Origin of the sequence: Thalassococcus halodurans (genome assembly GCF_900108225.1) — a bacterium.
Lineage (GTDB): Bacteria > Pseudomonadota > Alphaproteobacteria > Rhodobacterales > Rhodobacteraceae > Thalassococcus > Thalassococcus halodurans.
Genome location: NZ_FNUZ01000002.1, coordinates 675,445 through 701,763 on the forward strand (window position 1 = coordinate 675,445; position 26,319 = coordinate 701,763).

Annotated in this window: 23 protein-coding genes; 10 read left to right on the forward strand and 13 right to left on the reverse strand. The window is 55.9% G+C overall.

Going from position 1 to position 26,319, the window contains the following annotated elements; genetic code table 11:
• Positions 1-28: 28 nt before the first annotated feature.
• From C4S59_RS08285 to C4S59_RS08295, 3 genes are read left to right on the forward strand one after another with little or no spacing between them, the layout of a single operon-like run.
• Entirely contained in the window at positions 29-472 is a 444-nt protein-coding gene (locus C4S59_RS08285; protein WP_103909992.1) for a cupin domain-containing protein, read from the forward strand.
• A 16-nt stretch (positions 473-488) separates the two neighbouring features.
• Positions 489-860: a hypothetical protein gene (locus tag C4S59_RS08290; protein ID WP_103909993.1), complete on the forward strand. Its 372-nt coding sequence runs from the start codon at positions 489-491 to the stop codon at positions 858-860.
• Between the two features lie 37 nt (positions 861-897).
• Positions 898-1,698, forward strand: a complete 801-nt coding sequence (locus tag C4S59_RS08295; protein WP_103909994.1) for a glutathione S-transferase family protein — start codon at positions 898-900, stop codon at positions 1,696-1,698.
• 3 nt (positions 1,699-1,701) lie between these two features.
• On the opposite strand, the gene C4S59_RS08300 is transcribed toward C4S59_RS08295, so the two are convergent.
• The 4 genes from C4S59_RS08300 to C4S59_RS08315 all read right to left on the reverse strand — a co-directional run bounded on the left by C4S59_RS08300 (position 1,702) and on the right by C4S59_RS08315 (position 5,365).
• Positions 1,702-2,790 (reverse strand): ABC transporter ATP-binding protein, encoded by a 1,089-nt coding sequence (locus C4S59_RS08300; RefSeq protein WP_103909995.1) that lies wholly within the window; start codon positions 2,788-2,790, stop codon positions 1,702-1,704.
• A 76-nt stretch (positions 2,791-2,866) separates the two neighbouring features.
• Positions 2,867-3,418, reverse strand: coding sequence for an RSP_2648 family PIN domain-containing protein (locus tag C4S59_RS08305; RefSeq protein WP_103909996.1), 552 nt, complete (start codon positions 3,416-3,418; stop codon positions 2,867-2,869).
• 4 nt (positions 3,419-3,422) lie between these two features.
• Positions 3,423-4,640: an RSP_2647 family RNA methyltransferase gene (locus C4S59_RS08310; protein WP_103909997.1), complete on the reverse strand. Its 1,218-nt coding sequence runs from the start codon at positions 4,638-4,640 to the stop codon at positions 3,423-3,425.
• Between the two features lie 41 nt (positions 4,641-4,681).
• Positions 4,682-5,365 carry a DUF6778 family protein gene (locus C4S59_RS08315; protein ID WP_103909998.1) on the reverse strand — a complete coding sequence of 228 codons (684 nt, stop codon included), beginning with the start codon at positions 5,363-5,365 and terminating at the stop codon, positions 4,682-4,684.
• Positions 5,366-5,641: 276 nt separating this feature from the next.
• Between C4S59_RS08315 and edd the strand changes: the two genes are divergently transcribed.
• Entirely contained in the window at positions 5,642-7,447 is a 1,806-nt protein-coding gene (edd, locus tag C4S59_RS08320) for a phosphogluconate dehydratase (protein ID WP_103909999.1), read from the forward strand.
• A gap of 27 nt (positions 7,448-7,474) precedes the next feature.
• Complete coding sequence (eda, locus tag C4S59_RS08325; RefSeq protein ID WP_200813186.1) at positions 7,475-8,122, forward strand: bifunctional 4-hydroxy-2-oxoglutarate aldolase/2-dehydro-3-deoxy-phosphogluconate aldolase; 648 nt, start codon at positions 7,475-7,477, stop codon at positions 8,120-8,122.
• On the opposite strand, the gene C4S59_RS08330 is transcribed toward eda, so the two are convergent.
• A complete protein-coding gene (locus tag C4S59_RS08330) occupies positions 8,123-8,389 on the reverse strand; it encodes a hypothetical protein (RefSeq protein WP_103910000.1) in 267 nt (88 codons plus the stop codon). It lies immediately after the preceding gene.
• Between the two features lie 3 nt (positions 8,390-8,392).
• Positions 8,393-11,179 (reverse strand): bifunctional [glutamine synthetase] adenylyltransferase/[glutamine synthetase]-adenylyl-L-tyrosine phosphorylase, encoded by a 2,787-nt coding sequence (locus C4S59_RS08335; protein ID WP_103910001.1) that lies wholly within the window; start codon positions 11,177-11,179, stop codon positions 8,393-8,395.
• Between the two features lie 99 nt (positions 11,180-11,278).
• Between C4S59_RS08335 and C4S59_RS08340 the strand changes: the two genes are divergently transcribed.
• The 4 genes from C4S59_RS08340 (at position 11,279) to C4S59_RS08355 (ending at position 13,768) form a co-directional block, all read left to right on the forward strand.
• Positions 11,279-11,746, forward strand: a complete 468-nt coding sequence (locus C4S59_RS08340) for a YbaK/EbsC family protein (protein ID WP_103910002.1) — start codon at positions 11,279-11,281, stop codon at positions 11,744-11,746.
• A 113-nt stretch (positions 11,747-11,859) separates the two neighbouring features.
• Positions 11,860-12,282 carry a DUF2852 domain-containing protein gene (locus C4S59_RS08345; RefSeq protein ID WP_103910003.1) on the forward strand — a complete coding sequence of 141 codons (423 nt, stop codon included), beginning with the start codon at positions 11,860-11,862 and terminating at the stop codon, positions 12,280-12,282.
• A 70-nt stretch (positions 12,283-12,352) separates the two neighbouring features.
• Positions 12,353-12,808 carry an RDD family protein gene (locus C4S59_RS08350; RefSeq protein WP_234994712.1) on the forward strand — a complete coding sequence of 152 codons (456 nt, stop codon included), beginning with the start codon at positions 12,353-12,355 and terminating at the stop codon, positions 12,806-12,808.
• A 147-nt stretch (positions 12,809-12,955) separates the two neighbouring features.
• Positions 12,956-13,768, forward strand: a complete 813-nt coding sequence (locus C4S59_RS08355) for an arginyltransferase (RefSeq protein WP_103910004.1) — start codon at positions 12,956-12,958, stop codon at positions 13,766-13,768.
• Positions 13,769-13,888: 120 nt separating this feature from the next.
• Here the strand turns inward: C4S59_RS08355 and C4S59_RS08360 are convergent, their stop codons facing one another.
• The 3 genes from C4S59_RS08360 to C4S59_RS08370 all read right to left on the reverse strand — a co-directional run bounded on the left by C4S59_RS08360 (position 13,889) and on the right by C4S59_RS08370 (position 18,386).
• Positions 13,889-16,243: a TRAP transporter large permease gene (locus tag C4S59_RS08360; RefSeq protein WP_103910005.1), complete on the reverse strand. Its 2,355-nt coding sequence runs from the start codon at positions 16,241-16,243 to the stop codon at positions 13,889-13,891.
• A gap of 18 nt (positions 16,244-16,261) precedes the next feature.
• Positions 16,262-17,197, reverse strand: coding sequence for a TRAP transporter small permease subunit (locus C4S59_RS08365; protein ID WP_103910006.1), 936 nt, complete (start codon positions 17,195-17,197; stop codon positions 16,262-16,264).
• Between the two features lie 103 nt (positions 17,198-17,300).
• Positions 17,301-18,386: a TRAP transporter substrate-binding protein gene (locus C4S59_RS08370; RefSeq protein ID WP_103910007.1), complete on the reverse strand. Its 1,086-nt coding sequence runs from the start codon at positions 18,384-18,386 to the stop codon at positions 17,301-17,303.
• Between the two features lie 298 nt (positions 18,387-18,684).
• Here C4S59_RS08370 and C4S59_RS08375 point away from each other — a divergent pair, with 298 nt between their 5' ends.
• Positions 18,685-20,430 (forward strand): sugar phosphorylase, encoded by a 1,746-nt coding sequence (locus C4S59_RS08375; RefSeq protein ID WP_103910008.1) that lies wholly within the window; start codon positions 18,685-18,687, stop codon positions 20,428-20,430.
• On the opposite strand, the gene C4S59_RS08380 is transcribed toward C4S59_RS08375, so the two are convergent.
• The 4 genes from C4S59_RS08380 to C4S59_RS08395 form a co-directional block, all read right to left on the reverse strand.
• Positions 20,427-21,659 carry a glycosyltransferase family protein gene (locus C4S59_RS08380; RefSeq protein WP_103910009.1) on the reverse strand — a complete coding sequence of 411 codons (1,233 nt, stop codon included), beginning with the start codon at positions 21,657-21,659 and terminating at the stop codon, positions 20,427-20,429. The two genes, C4S59_RS08375 and C4S59_RS08380, sit on opposite strands and share 4 nt — an antisense overlap.
• 3 nt (positions 21,660-21,662) lie before the next feature.
• Positions 21,663-22,460: an HAD-IIB family hydrolase gene (locus C4S59_RS08385; RefSeq protein WP_234994713.1), complete on the reverse strand. Its 798-nt coding sequence runs from the start codon at positions 22,458-22,460 to the stop codon at positions 21,663-21,665.
• Between the two features lie 295 nt (positions 22,461-22,755).
• Positions 22,756-23,751, reverse strand: coding sequence for a hypothetical protein (locus C4S59_RS08390; protein ID WP_103910010.1), 996 nt, complete (start codon positions 23,749-23,751; stop codon positions 22,756-22,758).
• Between the two features lie 714 nt (positions 23,752-24,465).
• Positions 24,466-26,223 carry an HTTM domain-containing protein gene (locus C4S59_RS08395; protein ID WP_103910011.1) on the reverse strand — a complete coding sequence of 586 codons (1,758 nt, stop codon included), beginning with the start codon at positions 26,221-26,223 and terminating at the stop codon, positions 24,466-24,468.
• Positions 26,224-26,319: the final 96 nt, after the last annotated feature.

The following is a 26,319-nucleotide window of genomic DNA, read 5'->3' on the forward strand; positions in this document are numbered from 1 at the left end:
TTCGACCTGTGCATTTAAAGGTGAAACGATGAAAGACACACATAATCAAGACGCCCCGCTGACATGGCTGGGCGTTACATACCAAACAATTTTGTCACCAAAGGCCACCAATGGCGCGATGTCGATTGTGGCATCCACCTCGCCCGTTGATAGCGGACCGCCACGGCATATCCATCACGCAGAAGACGAAACCTTTGTGGTGCTTTCCGGTACGTGCCGTATCTGGCTTGAAGGGCAGGAATTTGACCTGACCGCCGGACAAAGCGCCTTTATCCCACGTGGGAAAGAGCACACCTTCAAGGTTATCGGGCAAGAGCCCTGCCGCAAGCTGATCATTCTGACGCCCGGCGGTTTTGAAGGTTTTTTCGCGGACATGGCCGAAGGTCAGTTCGCAATCCCAGACGACATGCCCGCCATCGATGCATCTGCGGCGCGGCACAATATGACCTTCACAGGTCCACCTTTAGATTAAAAACAGGGACAAAAACATGAAACAGATTGCATCCTACTTTTACATTCTCGCCGCTCTCTCGGCATTGTGCGGCATGGCTTGGGGCATCCAAATGTCCGCATCAGGCGACCACCTTCTTTCACCTGCACATGGTCATTTGAACCTGCTGGGCTTTGTCGCGATGGCCGTGTTCGGCACATACTACGCGCTATCCCCCGCAGCCGCGCAATCCCGCATCGCTACCATACATCTTGTGCTGGCCGTTCTGTCAGTGGTCGTGCTGATCCCTGGCATCGTGTTTGCGATCACCGGTCAGGGCGAAGTGCTAGCCAAGATAGGATCGATCCTTGCCGTTGTGTCGATGCTGATCTTCACCTTTGTGGTCGCCAAACACCGCATTCCAGCCTGAATAAGCAGGCAGACGGAGATTTGAGGAAAGCAATGCTATGACAGACAAATTTATCGTCTACCACATCCCCGTTTGCCCGTTTTCCCAACGCCTTGAGATTATGTTGGAGTTGAAAGGACAGCGCGATGCCGTTGAGTTTCGCGTTGTCGACATCACCAAACCCCGCGATCCAGAGCTTCTTGCCAAAACGCGGGGCACAACCGCCCTGCCCGTTCTGGAAACCCCTGACGGACAGATCGTAAAGGAAAGTCTGGTGATCCTACGGTTTCTGGACGAGGCACTGTCAGGTCCATCCCTACGCCGAAGCGATCCGCTAGAGCACGCAATTGAGTCCATGCTGGTCGCAAAGGAAGGCCCCTTTACCATGGCGGGCTATCTGTTCGTCATGAATCAGAACAAAGACCAGCGCAGTGAACATGAGGCCAAAATGCTGGGTCTCTATCGCGAACTGAACGGCTTTCTGCTTGAACACAATCCGCATGGGACGTTTCTGTTCGATGACTTCGGGTTGGCCGAAACCGTCTTTACGCCGATGTTCCAACGATTCTGGTTTCTCGATTATTTCGAAGACTTTGCCCTGCCCGACGGTCCCGATTTTGCCCGTGTCCGCATCTGGCAGGATGCCTGCATCGAACATCCTGCGGCCCATCAAGTCACCTACGATCAAATCGTGAAGCTGTACTATGACTACGCCTTAGGCGCAGGAAACGGTGCATTGGTCGACGGCCGAAAACTGTCCAGCTTTGTGTTCGAACCAGATTGGCGCGAACGCCCGATGCCGCCGAAAGACAAATACGTCGGCACGGCCAGTGACACAGAATTGGGTTTAATTGCCTGATCTTCAGGCCTTTTTCTGCGGAAACACAAAACAACGGTCCCGACGCACCGTCAGCCAAAGCGGCGTTCCCGGCTTGGGCAGGAACACATTTGGCACTGTCGCTTTCAAAACCTCGTTGTTGTAGTCCATCCGGAACTCAACAAGGCTTTCAGATCCCATGAAACGCGCGCGTTCGACGATGCCGCGGGCGGGCGTGCCCTGTGCAGCTGTCGGCAATGGCCCACGACCACCGCGATCGAAATCGATGCCCACATGTTGGGGTCTAAAGACAATATCCACCCGTCCGCCATCGGGCACGCCCGGCGCAAGGAACTGGCCAAAGGGCGTTTCGGTCAAAGCGCCGCGAACTTCACCTTCTAGCACGTTGATATCGCTGAAAAATGAGACTGCCGCGCGATCAACTGGCGCGTTATAGATATTGTAAGGCGCTCCACGCTGAACAATCTTGCCGCCGCGCATCAATGCGATTTCATCGGCCATACGCATCGCTTCTTCGGGTTCATGCGTGACCAGCAGAACACTGGTGCCTTCTTCCTTCAATAGCGCTAGTGTCTCGTCCCGAATGCCATCACGCAGACGGTTGTCCAAACCGGAAAACGGTTCATCCATCAGCATAACACGGGGCTTGGGTGCCAATGCGCGGGCCAAAGCCACACGTTGCTGTTCCCCGCCGGACAATTCATGCGGAAAGGCATCAATGTGATGCATCAGACCGACGCGACCCAACAGGGTCTCAACCCGCTTGCGCTGCTCGGCCTTGGGACCGTTCAGGCCAAAGGCCACGTTTTCAGCGACGCTAAGGTGGGGAAACAGCGCGAAGTCCTGAAACATCAGGCCAATCGAGCGTTGCTCGGGGGGGATATGGTGCTGATTGTCGCTGATCAGCGCCCCATCCAGATAAATCTCGCCTTCGTCCTGCGTATCGACGCCCGCAATCATCCGCAGCGTGGTCGATTTCCCGCAGCCCGACGGCCCCAAAAGACAGGTGACATGGCCCGGCAGGATGGACAAAGACACATCATCAACGACGGTTTTGCCTTCAAACCGACGCGTCAGATTTCGGATTTCAAGACGGGGTTTGGGGGCGCTCACGTCTGAACCTCAGATATAACCGATGGAATTTATCAGCTTTTATATGCGCCTATCAGCGCAAACACAGCTTCGCAAGTCAAAGCGCTGAATTTGCCATCGCTTTTGCCAGTCGTGGAAGGCGCGCCTTTTTCAGCAAAGGCCTGAGTTCCCAAGCCTCTCCGGACAGGCGGCGGGCTTCGGACAGGACAGATTGACACACGGCCAGAACGCCTTCGGGATCAGTCTGGGCGATGCCCAACAGGAATGCGTCGGGGTCGGCACGGCTGACCCCTTCTTCCGACAACGTGTTTCTTGGAAAGTCACTGGCGTTCATGGTCAGGATGATATCCGCCGAACCGGATATCGCCGCCGCCAGAACGTGCAGATCGTTTTTATCCGGTAACCACAAACGCGCCTCAAGCGACGGGTTCCATGTCACCTCGGCATTCGGCCAGTCGCGACGGATCATTGCGATTTCCGATCGTGCCTGCGCCTCTCCATTGGGGCCCAGTTTGCGGGCCGCGCGTGCCCATTCTTCTAGGATACGCGCGGACCATAGCGGCGTGAACGCCCCTGTTTTTGCAACACCCAAAATGACCTCACGCATAACCGTGGGATACAAAACACAGGTGTCGATCAGGACCTTCACGGTGTTACAGCCGGAAGACCAACGACTTCAGATAGCCGGACTCTGCCAGTTGCGGCATCAGCGGGTGATCGGGGCCAGCCTGACCGGTGTGGATCAATTGCGCACGGCGCCCTGCCCGACCGATGCCGCGAAGGCAGGCACCGGTAAAGGCGCTGAGGTCTGCGGCATGGGAACAGGAACACAGCACCAGATAGCCGTTTTCCTCAACCAAGCCCGACGCCAGACGCGCGATACGTTCGTAGGCACGAAGCCCCGCATCCAAAGCCGGTTTCGCCGGAGCAAAGGCCGGCGGATCACAGATCACCAGACCGAATTTTTCACCAGCCTCATTCAGCGCGGAAAGCGCGTCGAAAGCATCGCCCTGACGCGCCTCAAACCGATCCGACATGCCGCTGGCCTCGGCCCCTTTTGCCGCCAGTTCAAGCGCAGCCGCCGATCCATCCACGCAAAGCGCGGAGGTCGCGCCGCCAGCCAGAGCAGCCAGACCGAACCCACCAACGTGCGAGAAGACGTCAAGAACACGCTGACCATCTGCCAGACGTGCGGCAAAGCCATGGTTCGGGCGTTGATCGTAGAACAGACCGGTCTTTTGCCCGCCGGACAGATCGGCAAAATACGTCGCGCCGTTCATGACAACAGGCAGCGGCCCCTCAGGCATCGAACCAACCAGAACCTTATCTTCGTTGTCCAGCCCTTCAAGCTGACGACCACGGCCGCCTGCGTTCTTGATGACGTTCTTCACGCCTGTGACATCAACCAAGGCATCTGTCAGTTGCTGTAACAAAACATCCGCCCACGCCGCATTGGGCTGGATCACCGCCGTGTCACCGAACCGGTCGATGATAACACCGGGCAGTTCATCCGCTTCTGCATGAACCAGACGGTAGAACGGCGCATCAAACAGGCGTTCACGCAAGGTAAGCGCTTTGTCCAATCGGGTTGCAAACCAAGCCCGATCCGGCACGTCCCGTGTGTCACGGTCCAGAACGCGGCAAACGATCTTGGAGTTCGGGTTCACAGTAACGAGCGCGATTTCCTTGCGCTCGTTATCCTCAAGAACAGCAATCGTGCCTGCGGGCATTTTGCTGGTGCGCCGGTCCAGTACCATTTCGTTGGCATAGACCCAAGGAAAGCCGCGGCGGATCGCGCGGGCATTGGCCTTGGGCTTAAGGCGGACAACGGGAAGGTCTGATGCGGGCAAAGAAGAAGGGGGCTGTGTCATACAGCCCCCTTATATCGGGTCAGAGCCATTTAAAAGCGGTCTTAAAGAGCGCCCGGCTGATTTTGTACCAGACCGACAGTCGAAGTGCTCAGTACCTGATCCGGTGTCAGCTCTTCCTGGAAGACGCGCGCCAGATGCTGGGTGATGCGGTATTTCTGTGTGTGACCACGGCTTTCCGCCTCGATCGCACGAACCCCACCGAACCCTTTCAGATCAGCTTTGACTGTTTTGTTGTTCAGCAACGTCTGGCCAGTGACCGCGTGACGGATGGTCAGATCAAAGGTGATGCTGTGAACGCCACCGACGGTGTAGCGGGTCTTTTCTGTCAGGCTGTGGAAACGCTTGACGGTCACTTCAACGGCCACCGGAACGTCACCTGTCAGCTTGCTGCTGGACAAACGCAGGCTGTCTTGGAAGATCGCGCGCACCTGTTCATAACGGTTGCCCAGCGGGTCACCGCGCCAAACGATGTCACCCAGCGGGTAGTACATGTTCGCCTCGGACACGCGCAGGCTTGTCGGAACGTCGACTTTGAAATCGACGATGCGAACGACCGGTGCGGTCGCGGCCTGAACATCCGCTTCGACAGCGGCAGTTGTTTCTACCGGGGCGAATGCAGGGCCGGCTGCGATGCCGGTGCCGCCACGGGTTGCTGTATCGGCTGCACCACAGGCGGACAGCGCGGCCATCAGGCCCAGCACACAGATTTTCTTTACGATCGACATAACAATGTCCCCATAAGAGATATTTCGTATCTTTCGATAATTCGCTTCAAATTGAGGCGCGAATTTGGCTTAGCCCTGACGAAAGAACGATTTATCGTGGCCGGTGAGTCCGGATTTGACACATTTCACATTCCACAAATCCGTTCCGAACGTCGCGAAACCTGCCGAAACATGCTCCTTATACTAGGCGGTTTAAATTTTCGGCTTTTGGGTTTACTGTTAGCGCTAACCGAAGTATGACGCCCCTAAACGTCGCAACCGGATAGGTCGCCAGCTATGACTGTTAACCCCACAATCGCCAAAGTTACCGAACGGATCGAAAAACGGTCCGAGAAAATGCGCGCCACATATCTTGATCGTATGCGCCGCGCCGCCGAAGAAGGCCCCCGCCGCGCGCATCTGACCTGTGGCAACCAGGCCCACGCATACGCCGCGATGGGCGATGACAAATCTGCCCTTGCGGATGCGAAGGCCCCGAACATCGGGATTGTCACCGCCTACAACGATATGCTGTCCGCGCATCAGCCGTTTGAAACCTACCCAGCCCAAATCCGCGAAGCTGCCCGCCTGAAAGGCGCAACCGCGCAGGTCGCCGGTGGCGTGCCAGCAATGTGTGATGGCGTGACACAAGGTCAGGTCGGCATGGAACTGTCGCTGTTTTCCCGCGACGTGATTGCACTGGCCGCGGGCGTGTCCCTGTCCCACAATGTTTATGACTCGGCTTTGTATCTGGGCGTTTGCGATAAAATCGTGCCCGGTCTGGTCATTGCTGCCGCCACATTCGGTTACATCCCCGGCATCTTCCTGCCTGCGGGTCCGATGACATCCGGCCTGCCCAACGATCAAAAAGCCAAGGTCCGCCAGCAGTTCGCAACCGGCGAAGTAGGCCGTGACAAGCTGATGGAGGCCGAGATGGCCTCTTACCACGGTCCGGGCACGTGCACGTTCTACGGCACGGCAAACTCGAACCAGATGTTGATGGAGTTCATGGGTCTGCACCTGCCCGGTGCGTCTTTTGTGAACCCCAACACCCCGCTGCGCGACGCGCTGACCAAGGCAGGCACGGAACGCGCGCTGGAAATCACCGCGCTTGGCAATGACTACCGCCCTGTCAGCGACATTCTGGATGCCAAGGCATTCGTGAACGGCTTGGTTGGTCTGATGGCAACCGGTGGGTCCACCAACCTTGTGCTGCACCTGCCCGCCATGGCCCGCGCTGCCGGTATCGCGCTGGAACTGGAAGATTTCGACGATATCTCAAACGTCACACCGCTGATGGCCAAGGTTTATCCGAACGGTCTGGCCGACGTGAACCACTTCCACGCTGCTGGCGGCCTGTCCTACATGATCGGCGATCTGCTGTCCGAGGGCCTGTTGCACAACGACGTGAAAACCGTCGCCGGTGACGGCCTGTCGCTTTACACCAAAGAGCCGAAGCTGAAAGACGGCGAACTGGTCTATGAAGACGGCGACGGCAAAAGCCAGAACGACAAGATCCTGCGTTCTGCCTCTGATCCGTTCCAGCCGACAGGTGGCCTGAAACAGCTGTACGGCAACCTTGGTCACGGCATGATGAAAATCTCGGCCGTCGCTCCTGAACGTCATGTGATCGAGGCAAAGGCGCGTATCTTCCACGATCAGGAAGACGTGAAAACAGCCTTCAAAAATGGCGAATTCACAGACGACACCGTTGTTGTTGTCCGTTTCCAAGGCCCGCAAGCCAACGGGATGCCGGAACTGCATTCGCTGACACCGACGCTGGCTGTTCTGCAGGATCGCGGTTTGAAAGTGGCCCTTGTCACTGATGGCCGTATGTCCGGCGCGTCCGGCAAGGTGCCTTCGGCCATCCACATTTCGCCCGAAGCCGCCGCAGGTGGCCCGCTGGCGCGGGTTCGTGATGGTGACATCATTCGCGTCGACGCTGTGAAAGGCGAAATCACCTGTCTGGCCGAAGATTTTGACAGCCGCGCGCCTGTGTCAGCAAACCTGTCTGACAACGGCCACGGCGTTGGCCGCGAGTTGTTTGAGGTGTTCCGCCGCAATGTTGGCCTTGCCTCGAACGGCGCGGGCGTCGTCGTCTAATTGCACAATACATTTGGGACAGAACCTATGATCACCCCTCAGGAAGCAAGCAAACGTAACGAAGAACTGTGCCGTCTGGCGCCGATCATCCCCGTGCTGGTCGTCGAAGACGCCAGCAAGGCCCGCCCCTTGGCCGAGGCACTGGTCGCAGGCGGGCTGCCCGTTCTGGAAGTGACACTGCGCACCGACGCCGCGCTGGATGTGATCCGCGAGATGGCCAAGGTCGAAGGTGGCCGCGTCGGCGCGGGTACATTGCTGACCAAAGCCGATGTGGACGCAGCCGTTGCCGCGGGTGCAACTTTTGGCGTGTCCCCCGGTGCCACAGACGCGATCCTGACCGCATGTGAAGAGGCAGGCCTGCCCCTGCTGCCCGGTGCGGCAACGTCGTCCGAAGTGATGCGCCTTCTGGAACGTGGCTATACCGTTCAGAAGTTCTTCCCTGCCGAAGCCAACGGCGGTGCACCCGCACTGAAAGCCATCGGCGCCCCGCTACCGCAAGTCAAATTCTGTCCGACCGGTGGCGTGTCGCTGAAAAACGCCAATGACTACTTGTCGCTGTCCAACACGCTTTGTGCAGGCGGCAGCTGGGTTGCGCCCGCCAATCTGGTCGCTGCTGGCGACTGGAAAGCCATTGAGGAACTGGCCCGCGAAGCGGCGAGCCTGCCCGTTTCCTGATCAGTTCCGCGGTCTGCTGCGCCACCCGCCACGGCGGCGTGGCGCCTGCATGCCGCCCAATCCTTCGCGCAGCACTTGCGTCATCGGATGATCGTCCTGCCCATGGCGCTCAATCAACTGTTTGATCAGATCGCCTGTGTCACTGTCCACAGGATGGCTTAAGGCCCAGTCCATGAAAATCGTACGGCAATCCTCGATGGAAATGCCTTCGATTGCGTAGCTTTCCGCGATCAATCCGCGCGGATCTACTGTGTCGCCTTTGTTCATGCCCTAGCCCTCTGCCGCTTGCAGTGATTGATCAATCATCTGCGCCGCTGTTTCAACTGCCACTCTTAGTGTTGCTTCGAGTTCTTGGAAATCAGAAGCACCCGCCAGACGGCACAAGAACTGCGCCGAGCTTTCCGCGATCTGCTCGGGATCAATCTGCTCGCCGTTCAAAAGCTTTGCCCCACACTGAAGGGCCCACAGTTTCTTATAGGTCTCGGCCAGATGCTGGGACGTGTCCGGATCAAGCCATCCGCACTCAGCCGCTGATTTCAGCGACAAGGCCACGTTGGCGGGCGGCGCGCCAGTGCACAACAACGCGCCAGCCTGGGATAGCAGTTCGATCTCTTGCATCTTGCCGCGCCCGATCTTGAAGTCCCAGATACCGCCATCGCCTTTTGCCTGAGCGATGCGATCACGCATGTCGGACACTTCTTTCAGCACCTTTGCGCGGTCTTGCGACTGCGACAGCAGCTCATCGCGGAAGGCCATCACCTCTTGGCCAAGCGCCACCTCGCCAGCAACGGCACGCGCGCGGGTCAGCGCCAGATGTTCCCACAACCACGCCTGATTTTGCTGATAGTCTTTGAACGACGTCAGGCTGGTCGCCACGGGCCCCTGATTACCGGAAGGGCGCAGGCGCATATCGATTTCGTAAATCCGCCCTTCGGACATCGGCGCAGTGACCGCCGTGACCAAGGCCTGCGTGAGGCGCGCGTAATAGGGTCGAACGCTCAGGGGTTTCGGCCCATCGGACATCTCGGCCCCATCCGCATCGTAAATCACGATCACATCCAGATCGGAGCGTGCATGCATTTGCCCTGCCCCTAGGCTGCCCATGCCGATCACAGTTGCGCCCTTACCCGGCGGTGGGCCGTATTTGCGGGCAAATTCGGCCACGACAACGGGCCACAGACTGGAAAGCGTTGCTTCGGCCAGTTCCGCGTATTGCGTCGCGGCCTCTGTTGCGGTGATCAACCCGCGTAGCAAATGCACGCCGATCCGGAAATGCCATTCCTTCCCGTGACGGCGCGACGCGTCGAGTTTGCGTTCGTAATCCTTTTCGCTCTCCAACGCCTCGGTCAGATCAGCGGTTAGTTTTTCCACACCGACCCAAGGCGCAAAGAAATCGCCGCCCAGAACCGCGTCAAACACGCGGGCGTTTTGCGACAGATAACGCGCCAGTTCAGGCGACATGGTCACAATATCGATCAACAGATCCACAAGCTGGGGGTTGGCCTCGAACAGGGAAAACAGCTGAACACCAGCAGGCAGCCCAGCAAGAAAGCCGTCAAAAGCCACCAACGCCTCATCCGGACGCGCGGAGGCTTTCAATCGCCGCACGATGTCGGGCCGCAAGCGTTCGAAAATTTCGGTCGCACGCGATGACCGCATAGCGGGATAGCTTGGCCAGCGGGCAATCAGATTTTCACCGAAGGTATCCTCGTCTTCATCGGGCTTTGCAGCCGTCGGATCAGGCGCGAAAAAGCTTTCAGTTAGGGTGTGAACCTCTTCCAATCGCTGGGAAATATCCCTCTTCATGTCATCCACATTCAGACCGGACAAAGCCGCCAAACGCTCAAACCCGTCAGGTGAACGCGGCAGATCGTGGGTCTGGGCATCTTGGATCATCTGTACCCGGTGTTCGACCTCGCGGTGCGCGCGGTAGTGTTCGATCAACTTGTCCGAGGCGTCTTCGGGCACCCAGCCCTTGGCAGTCAGAACGCGCAGGCCGTCGACCGTGCCCCTGACCCGCAAATCGGGATCACGCCCACCCGAGATCAACTGGCGCGTCTGGGTAAAGAATTCGATCTCGCGGATACCGCCACGGCCCAATTTCATATTGTGGCCGTCCAGCGTGATCGGTCCGCCCAGCCCTTTGTGTTCGCGGATTTTCAGGCGCATATCGTGGGCGTCCTGAATAGCCGCGAAATCCAGATGACGGCGCCAGACGAACGGGCGGATGGTGTTCAGGAACTGTTCACCTGCCTTGATATCCCCCGCAGCCGCCCGCGCCTTGATGTAGGCGGCACGTTCCCATGTCCGCCCAAGGCTTTCATAATAATGCTCGGCCGCGTCCATCGACACGCAAACAGGCGTCACCGCCGGATCGGGGCGCAGTCGAAGGTCCGTGCGGAACACATAGCCTTCGGCTGTCAGATCGTTCAGCATCTTGGACATGTTGCGCGTGGCTTTTATCAGACCTGCACGGGCATCAAGAAAATCGTCTCGGTCAAAGCGGGTTTCATCGAACAGGCAGATCAGGTCGATGTCCGAGGAATAGTTAAGTTCCCCTGCCCCCATTTTGCCCATGGCTAAGGCCACGAGCCCTGCCCCGACGCCGATGTCATCCTCAGTCGCACCCGGGATTTTACCGCGCCGGATTTCGGCCCCGACAGTCGCCTCGATCGCCAGTTGGACGGCCAGATCGGCAAAGTCCGACAAGGCACCTGTGACCTGCTCCAACTGCCAAGCGCCGGACAAATCCGCCAATGCGGTCAACAGCGCCACACGCCGTTTCGCAATCCGCAGATCGGCGGCACGTTTATCAACAGGCCCTTCCCGAAGCGCGGCAAAGACAGCGGGCAAAGCGCCATCCAGATCATCCAGCGCGCTTTCCAGCCAGTCCGCTTCTTTCACAATCAACCCGTGCAAATAGGGGCTGGACCCCGACGTACCTTGCAAAAGATCAAAGATATCTCCGCTTGCCCAAGGAACGGCTTGCTGGAAATTACCAAGGTGCCCTTTGGTAAAAGGGCGCGGCATGCGGGTGATGGCATTACTGAGTCTCATATCCGCAGCATGGTCACGGGCGCGGTCCGGTGACAAGTGGGCAGGCCCCCTTGCAGTTGTGGAAAATTCCCATCACGGTCCTCGAAAAAAGGAGCGGACATGAGTAAGAGCCTGAAACGTGTGAAAGCCGCATTGGAAAGCCACGGGTTGGTGGCGAATATCCTTGAGGTCGGACAAGCGCGGACAGCCGCCGAGGCTGCTGTCTCAGTTGGATGTGAATTGGACCAGATCGCCAAGTCCATCATCTTTCAGGCCGAAGACACCGGCCTACCCGTTCTGTTCCTGACGGCTGGCGGCAATAAGGTGGATATTGAAAAGGCATCCTCGGTGGCGGGTACCACTTTGGGCAAATCGGACGCTCAGGTGATCCGGTCCCATACCGGCTTTGCTATTGGTGGCGTGGCACCCATCGGGCACCAGTCCCCGATCCGCGCATGGATGGACCCGCGCCTATTGGACTTCAGCGAAGTTTGGGGGGCCGCGGGCACCCCACGGCATGTTTTCGGCATTTCCCCGACCGTTCTGGAAAAGATTTCCGGTGCGAAAATTACTGATTTCATTGAATAATACCAGTTATTGTAAAAAACTTTCACATTAACCATTGAAACCCAGCCATCCGGTCCCGATCTATTGAATGTGAAAAGCATTCACATTGATCGATAACCACACCGGAGACCACTATGACATATACCGACACAACGTCTTCGCTGACCGCCCATCCCGGCTGGCTCCGGCGGGCGGAGGCATGGCTGGACAGCAAAGGCAAAGGCGCATGGATCGCCGCAATGGTCCTTGGCTTTATCTTCTTCTGGCCCGTTGGACTCGCCCTTCTCTTTTACATGATCTGGAGCAAACGCATGTTCGGATGCAGCAAACGCAAACACGCAAACCACTTTAAATCCGGCTTCTCGGCCATGCGCCCCTCGGGCAACTCGGCCTTTGACAGCTACAAAGAAGAAACGCTGCGTCGTCTGGAAGACGAACAGCAGCAGTTCGAAGAGTTCCTGAAGCGCCTGCGTGACGCCCGTGACAAGGCCGAGTTCGACCAGTTCATGGAAGACCGCGCCACCAAGGCGAAAACGGTTGAAACCGAAGACGCCTAAGCGCATCTGAATAAGGTCAGGGGCCAATACCGGCCCCGCCATTCCAGCGGAATGATTTTGAGAGGACAGCATGTACCGCACAACCGACTATGAAATGAACCACCTGCCCGATCCGGTTCGTCAGCCCGAATTTTACGACGGCGTGGTGATCAAACGGGCCGTGGCCTGGGTCATCGACGCGGTTCTGGTCGCAGCCCTTTTGGTTCCCGTCGTTATCATGACCGCATTCGTGGGACTTTTCTTTTTGCCCTTCCTGTGGCTGATGGTCAGCTTTGTCTACCGCTGGGTCACCATCTCGACCGGCTCGGCGACGTGGGGCATGCGGATGATGGCCATCGAATTGCGTGACGCAGACGGTGACCGTCTGGATGGTGGAATGGCCTTCCTGCACACCGCTGGCTACACGCTGTCCGTTACAACCGCGATCATCCAGTTGGCCTCTGTCCTGCTGATGGTAACAACGGAACGCGGTCAGGGACTAAGCGATTTGGCGCTTGGAACCGTTATGATCAACAAGCGCGGATAAATCCGCAGTCCGGGGCTTGGCACTGTTCAAATCACGGGCTAAGCCAACCCTCCCTGCCGAGCGACCCCGACGCTGTTGCGTTGGGGTCTTGGCGCGGTGGGTTTTCGTTGTTACGGTTCCGTCACAAGAGACGACAGGTCTTATAAAATGCGCCACTCGCTGCCACTTGCGCCACAGTTCTATGTCACGGCCCCACAGCCGTGCCCGTACCTGCCTGACCGGCTGGAACGGAAGCTGTTTACCGCGCTTCAGGGCGAGCAGGCAGAAAAGCTGAATGACAGCCTGTCGCAACAAGGTTTCCGCCGCTCTCAGAACGTTTTGTATCGCCCGTCCTGTTCGGAATGTGCGGCCTGTCTGTCGGCCCGCATCGAAGTGGCCAAGTTCAAACCGTCTAAAAGCCAGAAACGCACGCTGAAGCGCAACGCGCACCTGCGCCGCAACACCATGAGTCCCTGGGCGACCGAGGAACAGTATTCGCTGTTCCGCCGCTATCTGGATGCCCGTCACGCCGATGGCGGCATGGCAGACATGGATGTGTTCGAATTCGCCGCCATGGTCGAAGAAACACCGATCCGCAGCCGCGTGATCGAGTATCAGGATCGCGAAACCAAAGACCTTGAGGCCGTCTGCCTGACCGATGTTCTGTCTGATGGTCTGTCGATGGTATATTCGTTTTACGAACCCAACGTGCCCAAGCAGAGCCTTGGCACCTATATGATCCTGGATCACATCGAAATCGCGCGCGAAGCGGGCCTTCCTTACGTCTATTTGGGCTATTGGGTGCCAGGATCGCAGAAGATGGGATACAAGGCCAACTTCACCGGCCTTCAGCTGTTCCGTCAGGGGCGTTGGCAGGAGATGAAAGACCGCGATGACTACGGCGCGGAAACCCATCCACTGTCGACCGATCCTATCGCTGAACAAGTCGCGAATATCTCGCTTCCCGACACGCGCGGATAAGCCGCCCCTTTTTCCGATTCAGACAGGCAGATTGGCCATCGTTCCGTCTGTGAGCGATTTCGCCCAAACAAAAAGGCCGCCCTCTCAGGCGGCCTTTTGTTGTTTTGGATCAGTGTCTGATCAGTTCGGGATCAGATCCGGAACGATGGTCACGATGCTTGGGAAGAACCACAAGAGCGCAAGACCAACGACCTGAATGATCACGAACGGAATGACACCACGATAGATATGGCCTGTTGTCACCTCTTTCGGGGCAACGCCGCGCAGGTAGAACAGCGCGAAACCGAACGGCGGTGTCAGGAACGATGTCTGCAGGTTCACCGCGATCATGATGGTGACCCACTTAGGGTCGAACGACCCGCCATAGATAACCGGACCGACGATCGGCACGACGATGTAGATGATTTCAAGGAAATCAAGCACAAAGCCCAGAACGAACAGCACCAACATGACGATCAGGAAGACTTTGAATTCGTTATCAAAGCTCTTCAGGAAATCCTGAATGTAGTGTTCGCCACCGAACGAGATGACCACAAGGTTCAACAGCTGCGAGGCGATCAGGATGGTAAAGACCATGCTGGTTACCTTAGCCGTTTCGCGCACCGCCGGTGTCAGAACACCGGATGTGAACAGAACCCAGCACGAATACAGCAGACCGAACCCGGCGAACAGGTAGGCGCCATAGGCGAACAGGAAGGCCACCCAGGATTCGGCGCTAACCGATTCAAGGTTGATACGCAGGTCAAAGTTGATGCCGATCAGGATCATCGCCATGACAGCGAAAGTCGCCCATGTGATGATCCACGGATCACGTCCCTGATCACGTAGCTTGCGGTAAGCCGCCAGCATGATCGCACCAGCCGCACCAAGCGCCGCAGCGGGCGTCGGGTTGGTGATACCGCCTAGGATCGAGCCCAGAACAGCAACGATCAGAACCAGCGGTGGGAAGACCACGCGGATCAGTTCGTTATGCGCCATACGTGCGCCCGCCACCTTACTGCCATAAAGCGCAAGGATACCCGGGATCAGCAGCCACATCACAGTTGCCGTGGGCGAACTCAGCGGCGAGATAAACGCCACATCCGCCAACAGCATCAGTAGCACGCCGATTGCACCGATGATCAAAGGTTTCGGGTCCGAAGACGGCGACACACCGCGACCGATTGCAAGGATCAGACCCAGCATCACAGCCAAGATCGCAACACCTGTCCCGATGGGCGCAGCAGCGTCCACCTTTGCAGCACGCAGCTCTGCAACTTCTTCTTCGGTCAGACGACGGCTTTCGGTTTGGCCGCCACCTGCTTCGATCTCGGCTTGCTCGGCCACGGCCTGATCCCAGGCTTCCTGACCATGCAGTTCAATCATCGAGGCTTTACATTCATCGCCAACGTTCGTGCGCAGCGACGCTGCTGCGCCGATGTCCGAGAAGCTGTCGACCTGTGTGCTCTGACTACCAACAAGGTTCACCTGACCCAGCAGCATCGTGCCCGCGATCAGCGCCGCCGGAACGAACAGGAACCATGTCAGACCTTCACCACGTGTGATCACCTCGCCCGAAGACGCGCCCAGTTCAACTGCAGGTGCCTTGGACGGGTTCAGAAGCGCGTAGCCAAAGGCGTAACCGGCATAAAGAAGTGCCAGCATGATGCCCGGCAGCAGCGCGGCCTGGAACAACGTACCAACCGACACAACCGCAGGCTCGCCTAGGTAGGTCAACGCGTCTGTACAACCCGCTGCCACCGCACGGCTTTCTTGCGCAGCCGAATAGAGGTCACCCGCCAGTGTACCCAAGAGAACGATCACGATGGACGGCGGAATGATCTGACCCAGCGTACCAGAGGCCGCGATGACACCTGTCGCCAGTTCTGGCGAATAGTTGTTCCGCAACATGGTCGGCAGGGCCAACAGACCCATGGTCACAACAGTCGCGCCAACGATACCGGTCGACGCCGCAAGGAAGGCACCCACCACAACAATCGACACCGCCAGACCGCCGGGAAGCGGGCCAAAGACGCGAGCCATAGTTGTCAGAAGGTCGTTTGCGATCTTGGAACGTTCCAGAACGATCCCCATCAGAACGAACATCAGAACCGCCAGCAGCGTTTCGATGGACTGACCGGCAAGAACTCGTTCGTTGATACGGTTCACGATAAAGGAAACGTTGCGATCAAGCGCTGTTTCCCAACCGCTGGCAAAGACCGGCTCGGCCAGACGTGGCAGATCCGGATAGCGGAAGATCGAGATACTGTCAGGTTTGATCCCGCTGGCGACCAGCGCGTTATAGGCGTCGGATGAATCATCAATCGCCTGATGGATCAGCAACCCTGCGGAATCGAGTGCCGCAATGATGCCGAATGAAATGATCCCCGCGCCACCAATGGCAAAGGCCACCGGAAAGCCGGACAGGATCGCTGAGAAAAGCGTCACAAAGACGATCAGAAGACCGATTTCGACGCCATCAAGTCCGAATAGCATTATGTCTGTCTCCTGCTCTTATGCGCCGTGAGCGTGCTGTTCGTCGGTGACATCTTCGAGGACATCGACATCAAGGTATTTGTCCTCGGACTCTTCGCCCTCTTTCCACTCAAGATACGAGCGGTAGAAGAACGCAATTGCCTGCAAGAAGATCAGGCCACACATGACGACCAGAAGAATTTTGAACAGGAAGTACGCAGTAAAGCCGTTGGGGCTGAAACCGATGGTTTCAACGTTCCAACGCAGCGCGCGCGATTTGGTCAAAAGACGGTCCAGCGCGTCGGATGCGGACGGCTTGGGCACGATCAGGTGGCGCCACATGAAATACCACGAATACATCCAGATCAGGACAGCAATGGGCATCATGAAGAACAGCGACCCGAACATGTCGATCACACGTTTGGTGCGATAGCTGACCGCCGAGTAGACAAGATCAACGCGCACATGGCCACGCTGCACAAAGGTGTATGTCAGACAAAGAGTGACGACCAAAGCGTTGTAAAGCTTCAGTTCTTCGGCCCACCAGCTGATATCGAATTGCAGCGGCACCCCGAAGCCGAACGAAATGTCCGGACGGGTAAAGATACGCTGCATGAAGACGATCACGACCTGCTGAAGAACCATCAGAAGACCGGCCCACGCAAAGAAACGGCCCAGCGTATTGCCCAGACCTTCCAGCACGCGCACAGTGCCCCACATGACCGAATTGCGCCAAAGGCCGATGGCCGTCAGAACAAGGAAGGCCGTAAAGACGACGAAGAAAAACTCGACCGAGCCACCGTAGTAAACAAACCGCATGATGGCCTGTTTATCAGACCAGTCCAGCCACAAGGACGGATGCGTGATCGCATATCCGAAATTGTAAAACGCCATGGCGATGTTCTGAAAAAGCAAGACGATCCCCTCGCCTATTGCTCCGAACATACCACCGAGGCCAACCGCCTCTTCTTCCATACATACCCCCATTGCCCGCGTTCAGGCGGGTCGTTTTCAGGTTGTTTCTTGGAAAAAGGCCCCCGCTTTCGCGGAGGCCTTAGTGGAGTCAAATCCTATCGGATCACTGGCCCAGCACGCGCACACGCTGTGCAACGTAGTAGCCGTCCGACTTGTTGATCCAGGACGCGGACGATGCGAGGCTTTCGTCGAAGGAAGTACGGATCTTGGCGAACAGTTCGTCGCCCATGTTTTCATCCATAACTTCTTTGGACGCGGCGCCGAAGGCATCCCATACGTCGTCAGAGAACTGAAGCGTCTTGACACCCTGTGCCTGCAGACGTGCCAGAGCCGCACCGTTGTTGGCCAGTGTTTCAGCCAGCTGGTAGTGCGTAACAGCCTGAGACGCGATGTTCAGGATGTCTTTGTGCTTCTGGCTCAGGTCGTTCCATACGTCGAGGTTGACCGAGGATGCCAGAGCGGAACCCGGCTCGTGGAAGCCCGCTGTGTAGTAGATTTTCGCAACTTCCTGGAAGCCGGCGCGTTCGTCAGCCATCGGGCCAACCCACTCCAGACCGTCCAGAGCACCAGACGACAGCGCCTGATACAGTTCACCACCCGGGATGTTCTGAACGGATGCGCCCAGTTTACCCAGAACCTGGCCACCCAGACCCGGCATACGGAACTTCAGACCGTTGAAGTCTTCTGCCGAGTTGATTTCCTTGCGGAACCAACCACCGGACTGCGAACCAGAGTTACCTGCCAGCAGGCCTTTCAGGTTGAAGATTTCGCCCAGCTCGTCGTGCAGTTCCTGACCACCACCGTGGTGGTACCAGTTTGTCACTTCCTGCGCTGTGCCGCCGAAGGGAACAGCTGTGAAGAATGCATAACCCGGGTGCTGACCTACGAAGTAGTAGTCAGCAGAGTGATACATGTCAGCCTGACCGGAGGATACCGCGTCAAACACTTCCAGAGCGCCAACCAGTTCGCCCGGCGCTTTTTTGTCGATGGTCAGTTCGCCATCGGACAGAGCCGCGACGTAGTTTTCCAGATATGTTGCAGCGTCATCGAGAACGGCAAAGCCGCGGGGCCACGATGTAACCATGGTCAGCGTGCGCTTGCCCTGTGCATAGGCCGGTGCGGCCAGCGTGGATGCAGCAGCAGCGGAGCCACCAATAGCGGACGTTCTCAGAAATGAACGACGATCCATATTATTCCTCCCATAAAGACTGCGCCAATGCGAATTCCCCGCATGGCGCGGATCGGTGCAGTGTGGGTACACTAGACACGGAATTTCTACGTTGGAATACCCATTGCTACGGAGAGTGCCGGAAAATCGTTCTGATTTTCGGGGCAAACGGGCCCAAACACCCTGAATTCACGTGCTAATTTTCTGTGCAGCCCACCAAAAAGCGCCAAAAAATCGCGCACATCGGCTCTGCATACCTTGTTCCCGGACGCCTGTCAGGCCACGATTGGTCACCTACTTATTCGGGAATGACCACTTTATGTCCGTTGCCCCTTCGTCCTTGACCGGAAAGTTGACACAACTTGTTCAGCGCATCTATCCGAACCATGACGCCTCTGATCTTACCAAAGATATCGTCTCGGCTTTCTGGCCGGACGGCACGCATTGCCGGAAACGTCCGCGCAAGCCGGGCAACACTTTATGGTCGCAGCGCGATGCTATGGTCATCAGCTACGGCAACTCGATTCAGGACGGTTCACATAAGCCGCTCGACCTGCTCCGCGATTTTCTGACCAAACACCTGCAAGGGGTGGTCAACGGCGTCCATATTCTGCCGTTCTTCCCGTTTACATCTGACGACGGGTTCGCTGTCACCGACTATCGCAAAGTCGATCCGCAATTGGGCGACTGGCCGGACATTTCGCGTATCGGGGGCGAATTCGCTCTGATGTCCGATCTGGTCCTGAACCACGTCTCAAGCCAAGGCGTCTGGTTCAATGCCTACCGTCAGGGGCAAGAACCCTACGACAAGTTCTTTTTTGAAGGCGATCCCGAAGACGATCTGTCGTCAGTGGTGCGCCCCCGCACCACGCCCTTGCTGCAAGAGGTCGAAACAGCCATGGGACCGCGCCATGTCTGGTGCACCTTCAGCCACGATCAGGTTGATCTGGATTATCGCAATCCCGAAGTGCTGCTGGAAATGATCCGCATCATTCGCCTGCACATCGACAAGGGCGTTCGGATTATCAGACTGGATGCAGTGGCTTTCCTTTGGAAGGAACCCGGCACGCCATCAATCCACCTGCCCCAAACCCACGCCATCGTCCAATTGCTGCGGGTTCTGGCGGACTTCGCCACGGAAACGGTTGTTTTACTGACAGAAACCAACGTGCCCAAGGCCGAGAACCTCAGCTATTTCGGCCAGCGGAACGAAGCGCATTCGATCTACAACTTCCCGCTGCCGCCTCTGGTGTTGCACGCGATGCTTTCGGGAACAGCGAAATACTTGCAAGCTTGGCAGCGCGCCATGCCACCTGCCCCCTTGGGCTGTTCATATCTGAACTTCACCGCCAGCCACGACGGCATCGGCATGCGCCCTGCCGAGGGCTTGCTGCCGCCCGTAGAAATCTCTCGGGTGATTGACACTGTGCAGCAAACAGGCGCGTTGGTATCCATGCGTGCGCTGCCCGATGGCGGTCAGTCCGTCTATGAACTGAACGCATCCTATTTCTCGGCGATGGAGCAAACCTTTGACGGCGATGACGAACACCAGATCGCCCGCTTCCTGGCCTCGCAAACCATGATCATGTCGCTCGAAGGCATTCCGGCCTTCTACATCCACGCCATGCTTGCCACGCCCAACGATCATGACAGCGTGGAACATCGCGGGATGAACCGCGCGATCAATCGGCACCGTTGGGACTATACCGAACTGCGCGCGCGGCTTTTGGACCCGACCAGCAATCAGGCGCAGGTGTTGAACGGTTTATCGCAACGTCTGCGGATCCGGTCTGACCAGCCCGCCTTCCATCCCAACGCCACGCAGTTCACGCTGAACTGTGACGACCGGATTTTCGGGTTGTGGCGGCAATCTCTGGATCGCGATCAGTCTATCTTTGCCCTACATAACGTCAGCAAGGACACCGTCACGATCCCGAAAACCCAACTGAACCTGATCGAGGACGAGGAATGGGTGGATATTCTGTCAGGTGAAAAAATTGATCCAACGGCAGAAGAGGTTGTGATGGCCCCCTATCAGTGCCGCTGGATCACCAACATGCATTAAAACGGAAGCGGCGAATATTCGTCCTGATCCGCCCGAACCGCAGTCAACAATTCCGTCAGCAACGCCGGATCGGCGGCGTTCACGCGGTTCCAGTTCGGAATGAACGGCGTCTCGTTCGGGTTTTCCAAGAATATTTCACCGGCACGCATGATATTCTCGGCGAACAACTCGATCGTACGCTCTTCTTCGTGACGATCCAGTTCAAGACCGTTCATCTTGGCGTCATGGGCGTAGACCTCGACCATATCCAAGGCACGGCGATAGTACGTCGCCTTCAGTGAGCGGAACACGTTTGGCGAAAACACGGTGCCGTCAGCCGCCAGTTTACGGAAAATCGACTTGCAGATATCGGTGGACATGCGGTTCAGACCTGCATCGGCATCTTCTGGGCTGACCGTCTGGTGTTTGTGATCGTAATCATCAGCGATTTCGACCTGACACACCGCGTTCGGCCCGAAATTGCGCCATGCCTCTGACAGAACGCCCACTTCCAGCCCCCAATCAGACGGAATGCGCAGATCCGGCAGAACCGAGGTCCGCAGAGCGAATTCACCCGAGAGCGGGTAGCGGAAGCTGCGCAGATAATCGAGGTAATCGCGATCTCCGATCACGCGTTTCAATGAAATCAGTAAAGGAGAAACCAGCAAGCGCGACACGCGGCCGTTCAGTTTGCCGTTGCCAACACGGGCATAGAACCCCTTGGACAGTTGATACGGAAAGCTCGGATTGGCGACAGGATACAGAAGTCGCGACAGCATATCGCTTTTGTAGGTCAGGATATCGCAGTCATGCAGCGCCATCACAGCGGTATCCGCGCAGGCAATCATATAGCCCATCGACGTCCAGACGTTTTTGCCTTTGCCGAGCTCCTGCGGACCAAGACCATGTTCGGCAAGACGCTCATCAAACGCCTTCATACGGGGCGAGTCATTCCAGATAACAACGTGGTTTTGACCGAGTTTTTCAAAAAAGCTGCGGGCCCGTCGATACTGGGTTTCGTCCGCACGGTCCAAGCCGATGATGATGCGGTGAAGATAGCGAAGTTTGGAAAGTTCTTCGATAATATTGGCAAGCGCCGGACCTTCGAGTTCGGAAAACAAGGAAGGAAGGATCAAACAAATTTTTCTATTCTGAGCAAAGGTTTCCAGCTCGTAGTTCATTTCCTCAACGGATCGCGTTCGCAGGTTATGGAATTGTGCGATGTTACCGTTTTGGTGGAAGTCAGCCATATCTTAAGGCGCCTTTCTAATGTCATATCTCTCAACAAATTCAAGCACCGCTTGGTTCCAACCTACGGGTCCCGACTTTGTCGTTTTGGTAATTTTGCCTGTTTGCAAACCGCGTAAGGCGGGCATCTCAGGCGCATGGTCGTTGCGGATGATCACACCAAAGTCTGCGGTATCCAGCATCTCGGCGTCATTCGGTGCGTCCCCAAGCGCGAGCGTCATGGTCGCACCAAGCTTTTCGACGATATCACGCATCCCCTCGGCCTTTGTCCGGCCAAAGGACAGCGTCAGAAACCGCCCACCGCGTCGCATGGAAATCCCCTGCTCCGCCAAGGCTTCTCCAAAAGTATTCAATTCTTCATCCGTGCCGGCCCACAGCCCCGGTTCGGAAAACGCCCGCAACCGCGCCTTGGACGCTTTTTCCAAACTTAGCCCAGTGTTGTCCGCAACCTCTTGATCTGTCATTTGGGCAAAGCCTGTGAACTTAGCGCGCAGTTCGGCAGGAACAGCGGTCAATCGCATTAAAATCGCGTCATACTCAGACCGATCCAAATCAACGCTATTGCTATCGGTCACCCCCGCCCCGTTTTCAACAAGCGCGGGCCAGTGCGAGATGCCCATTTCCGATTGTATGACCGACATTTCCGCAGCGGTTTTGCTGCTGGCCAAAACCAAAGGAATTTCTCGCGATGCCAATAGCTCAATCGCCGGTTTGGCCGCTTCCCAACTGTAAGTGTCGTGATCCAGCAACGTGCCATCAAGGTCGGAAAAAACGGTAAGCAACGATGTCGGTGTGCCAGTCACGTGATGCCTCTTTCTGTCTGCCCTCAGTCAAACGGGCTTTGCGACAGAGTCCAAGGCAGATGCCAATTTTTCAAGCAACAGCAGCGAAATACACCACATATTGCCCAATTATTATGCAGATAGGCAGGAGGGCCGGGCGAAAAGCATCACAAGATTCGTATTACCAGCGCCACTTTCAGCCCTGGAAAAAGCGAAAATCGCTTGGCCACAGAGAACACGCGCAGCTTATAAGCCCGCCGTAGTGAAAGCGCAGCAAGCAGATTACCGGCTGACTGCCGCGTCTTTAGCTGATTGACTACTGAGCTCTGGCCGGACGCGCTGGCTCTGAGAGTTTGGACATCAGCCAACCAGTCCAACCACGCGCAGTTTTTCGCTGCATGTCGCTAGTTTTTCGGCCATCCAAACTCAGTTCGATATAGTCACCATCAGAGCCGAGAATACCATTCTGATAACGCACCTGAACAACCGGAGCATCAGGCTCTTCCAGAGCGAACGTTTCGTTATCTTCGACCAGGCGTCCTCGCAAGCGACAGTACTCAATAAACGACATGCAAAGCGCATAGCTTTTTTGCCAATCCTGCGTATCGGGTTTGAAAGTTACGATCTTGCCAAGAACGCTATCTGACCCCACGACGATTACACCTGCTTGTACCAGACCATCGGGAAGTTGCCGTCCACCATAAATCGAAGGTCCACAATATAACGTCAGCGGAAACTCCTGCGTCGTCAGAGACTGAAACGTGCTCGCGTCAAAAAGTTGCTGGGACTGCGTCCAATGAATTGCACTCGGTGCAAGCTCACCGGTCAAAACACAAGAGATACGTTGAGCCATTTTGAGCCGCGCTTCATGCCCGACCTGATCCTCGGAATAACCTGGAACTAAATCGCCTAAGGGCCCTATAGAACCAGCCAGTTTTGATTCTGAAAATAGCGCAGCGAACCCGGGGACAGAACCACATCCCACCTCAATCAGGATCGCACGTCGATGATCGTACAAAGCTTCAACCTGGTCGGGCTTAAATTTGGCCATCAGAGGATTGTTCAGAACAACCTTGAAGCCCTCCAGCTCCATGTGGTGATCCATGCGTTGCAGAGTGATAAAATTATTATTTGTCGCCATACCAAAATTACTTGGTGTGCTGAGACCTTCTAGCGTTTTCCATGGCCCAAATTCCTGAACCGCATTAGCCAGCTTGCCTTTAAGCTCCAATAAATTGTCGAAAGCCTGCTCAAACGAATATTCATTGTCGTACACTAGAACAACTTGAATGGGTCTAGAACGATTGGACATGGTAACTCCTGAACAAATGGCTTTGCTCAAAGGATCACCGCCTATTTTGGCCACACATCGCCGCGAGTTAGGCAATTTTAGGGTTGAATATATGAAGGCGCTCATCCCTCAAGGCTTGCAACGATCTTTGTTGCGAGCAACCCGACGCCGTAAAAACACTTAGCAAAGCAATCAGTTAACACCGACTTCGGAACAAAACCGAAACTGTTGATCAATAAGCAATTCGCGCAAAATTACGGTTAATCAGCATTTGATATTCTTAATAATGCGGAAGAACGGAAGCTGCTTCCCCAGCGGATCCGCTTAATAGTCAATAATAAACGACGCGCCTTTGCAGTTACCGTGCGAAACGTTGGACCACAAAAGCGCAAAGGGAACTCCGTTGAGCTTATAGGTGGCGGAGGCTCAGGGTGTAGCTCACTTGGTTCGAGCGCTCATTTAAGAAACGAACGCTCGCGGTTTAGAGCCGCGCTGCCGTCGTGCCACTTGGCCTAACGTTACGGTTTCACGGTATCACGTAGTTTATGCTCAAAACGCGCTGCCGCGTATTCAACTCTCACATGACAGGCGGCTTTATCGGAAGGGCATAGCTTTTCAGATGTATTCCCATTCAGTTTGTTCGGTTCGACTTCAAGCTGGAGTCTCAGGGCTGCAGTCCCATTCGCCCATGGGCGTGATTTTATATTCGTCTTCTGACTGCTCGAACGAAGTGTTTCAGGCCCAATCAATCGAAATACTCACAGGCAAGAATGGAAGTGCGCTGGGGTCTTCCAAGAGAGAACCGCACAAGATGTTCGCGTATCTCCCAAACATCAGCTCACGTCGCTCTGCCCCAAACTTCGCAATTCGATTAAAATATTTTCGCCAGCGATACGACGGAAAATACGCCTGAAGACGTTCAGGGTGCTCCCACGTTTCGCTGAACGCACCGGAAAGCGTGTAATACTGGTTTTGTCCAAGATCCCCAGAGAGACGGATGATCGGATATCCATCTGTAAATGCTGGGTGAGGCGCAAACATATTCCACCTTTGAGTAAAACCTGTCCGACTCATTGCCGGCTTAATGACGCCCCAAGCGTCAGATCTTTCGGCTCTCGGCTTGTTTTGGTCAAGGTTCCATAAAAAACACAGCGCGATGACGATACACAGGCCGGTATTCACCAAAATATTGTTCTTCAGGCGTGCTTTGCGGAAAGGCAGAAAAAACGCGGTAAACTTGCTGAACCCCCGGCGGTTTTTTCCGATGGCATTATAGGCGAGCGCCCCAATTCCTATCTTTTTAATAAGATAGGCTATCAACCAAAACGGGCGCATTAGGATCGATTGATTCGTGACATAAACTAACGCATCCCAACGAAGTTTATGTTCGCCGTCTGGAGTGACCACAACCCAACTATCTTCACGTACCAGAATTTCACCGATGACCGGATCGTCCTGTGCAGGGCCGATGAAAACGTTATGGGGCAGAAAGAACTCACGAAGCAACAAGCAAGTCTTCAGGCAAAATCCACAATCACGATCATAGTAAAGGCGAATTTTGCGCTGCTCGGCTTTCCAGTATTTCTCGCAGACCGAGTCCCAAATGCGGGTCGGGATATAGGTCATTAAGGAAGACAAACTCGACAGCCAGAAATGACCGATAGAAAGAAACGTGCGGAAACCAAAATGCATAATCACAATAAGTGCCAGACCCACGGCGCGAACGCGCTGTTTTTTGTCAGGGAAGAAAAGGATCAAGGGCGCGAACAGTTCAAGATAAAAGACAAAGAAAGTTAGCAAGCCAAGAATAATGGGAAACTGTCGGGCAAAATGCGATGCGTCCGTTGCGAATGTGTCAAGGTGCATGGCAATGAGGATCGCCTGCCCATTGGGCACCCAGTAACTCCCTGTCTTTAGCAAGGCACCAAAGACGTAGACATAGAGCACCTGCATTAGAAGCCCGACAGTGGCGATGGACAGGATCGAAGGGGCTTCGAACGTGTTTCGGTCTTTCTCTAGTGCGCCGTCTATTCCGAATACTCGCCCGGTTGGCAAAAAGATTGCCCAAAATAGAAGCAGTGGGTGAAGCACATCACCGCCTTGATTTAAAACCGGATTCCGCCCAGCGAAGGACAAATACAGAATAAAACAAATCGCTGCACTCGTGCGGGAGCGGTACCCAAGCAGCAGACTGCAGGAAGAGGCAACCAAACCAAACCAGACCACATAGATAAAAACGTCCGAGTGAAATATCGTGAGCAGGGAAAAGCGGTGATGAGGGTAATAGGCGCTCAAAAGTTCTGTGCTGAGCAGACCACTATTTGAGTAAAATGTGATCAGGTCGGGATATAAGACAGCGCACACATATAACATCGTTAACGATGCAAGTATCCTGAAAGCGGCTAGCGACCGGAAATCGATCGAAATCAGGGGCCTAACTCTGACGTCAAAAAAACCGCTTGGCTTTGCGTTAGACTGAAGGGCTTCGCTCATAGCGTCCTACCTTGTTAACGCGGGGTAATAATCCTTGGTCAGCCTTGGCCATGGACTGCGGTTACATCCCAATACTGTAATCGCAAGTTTTGCCCC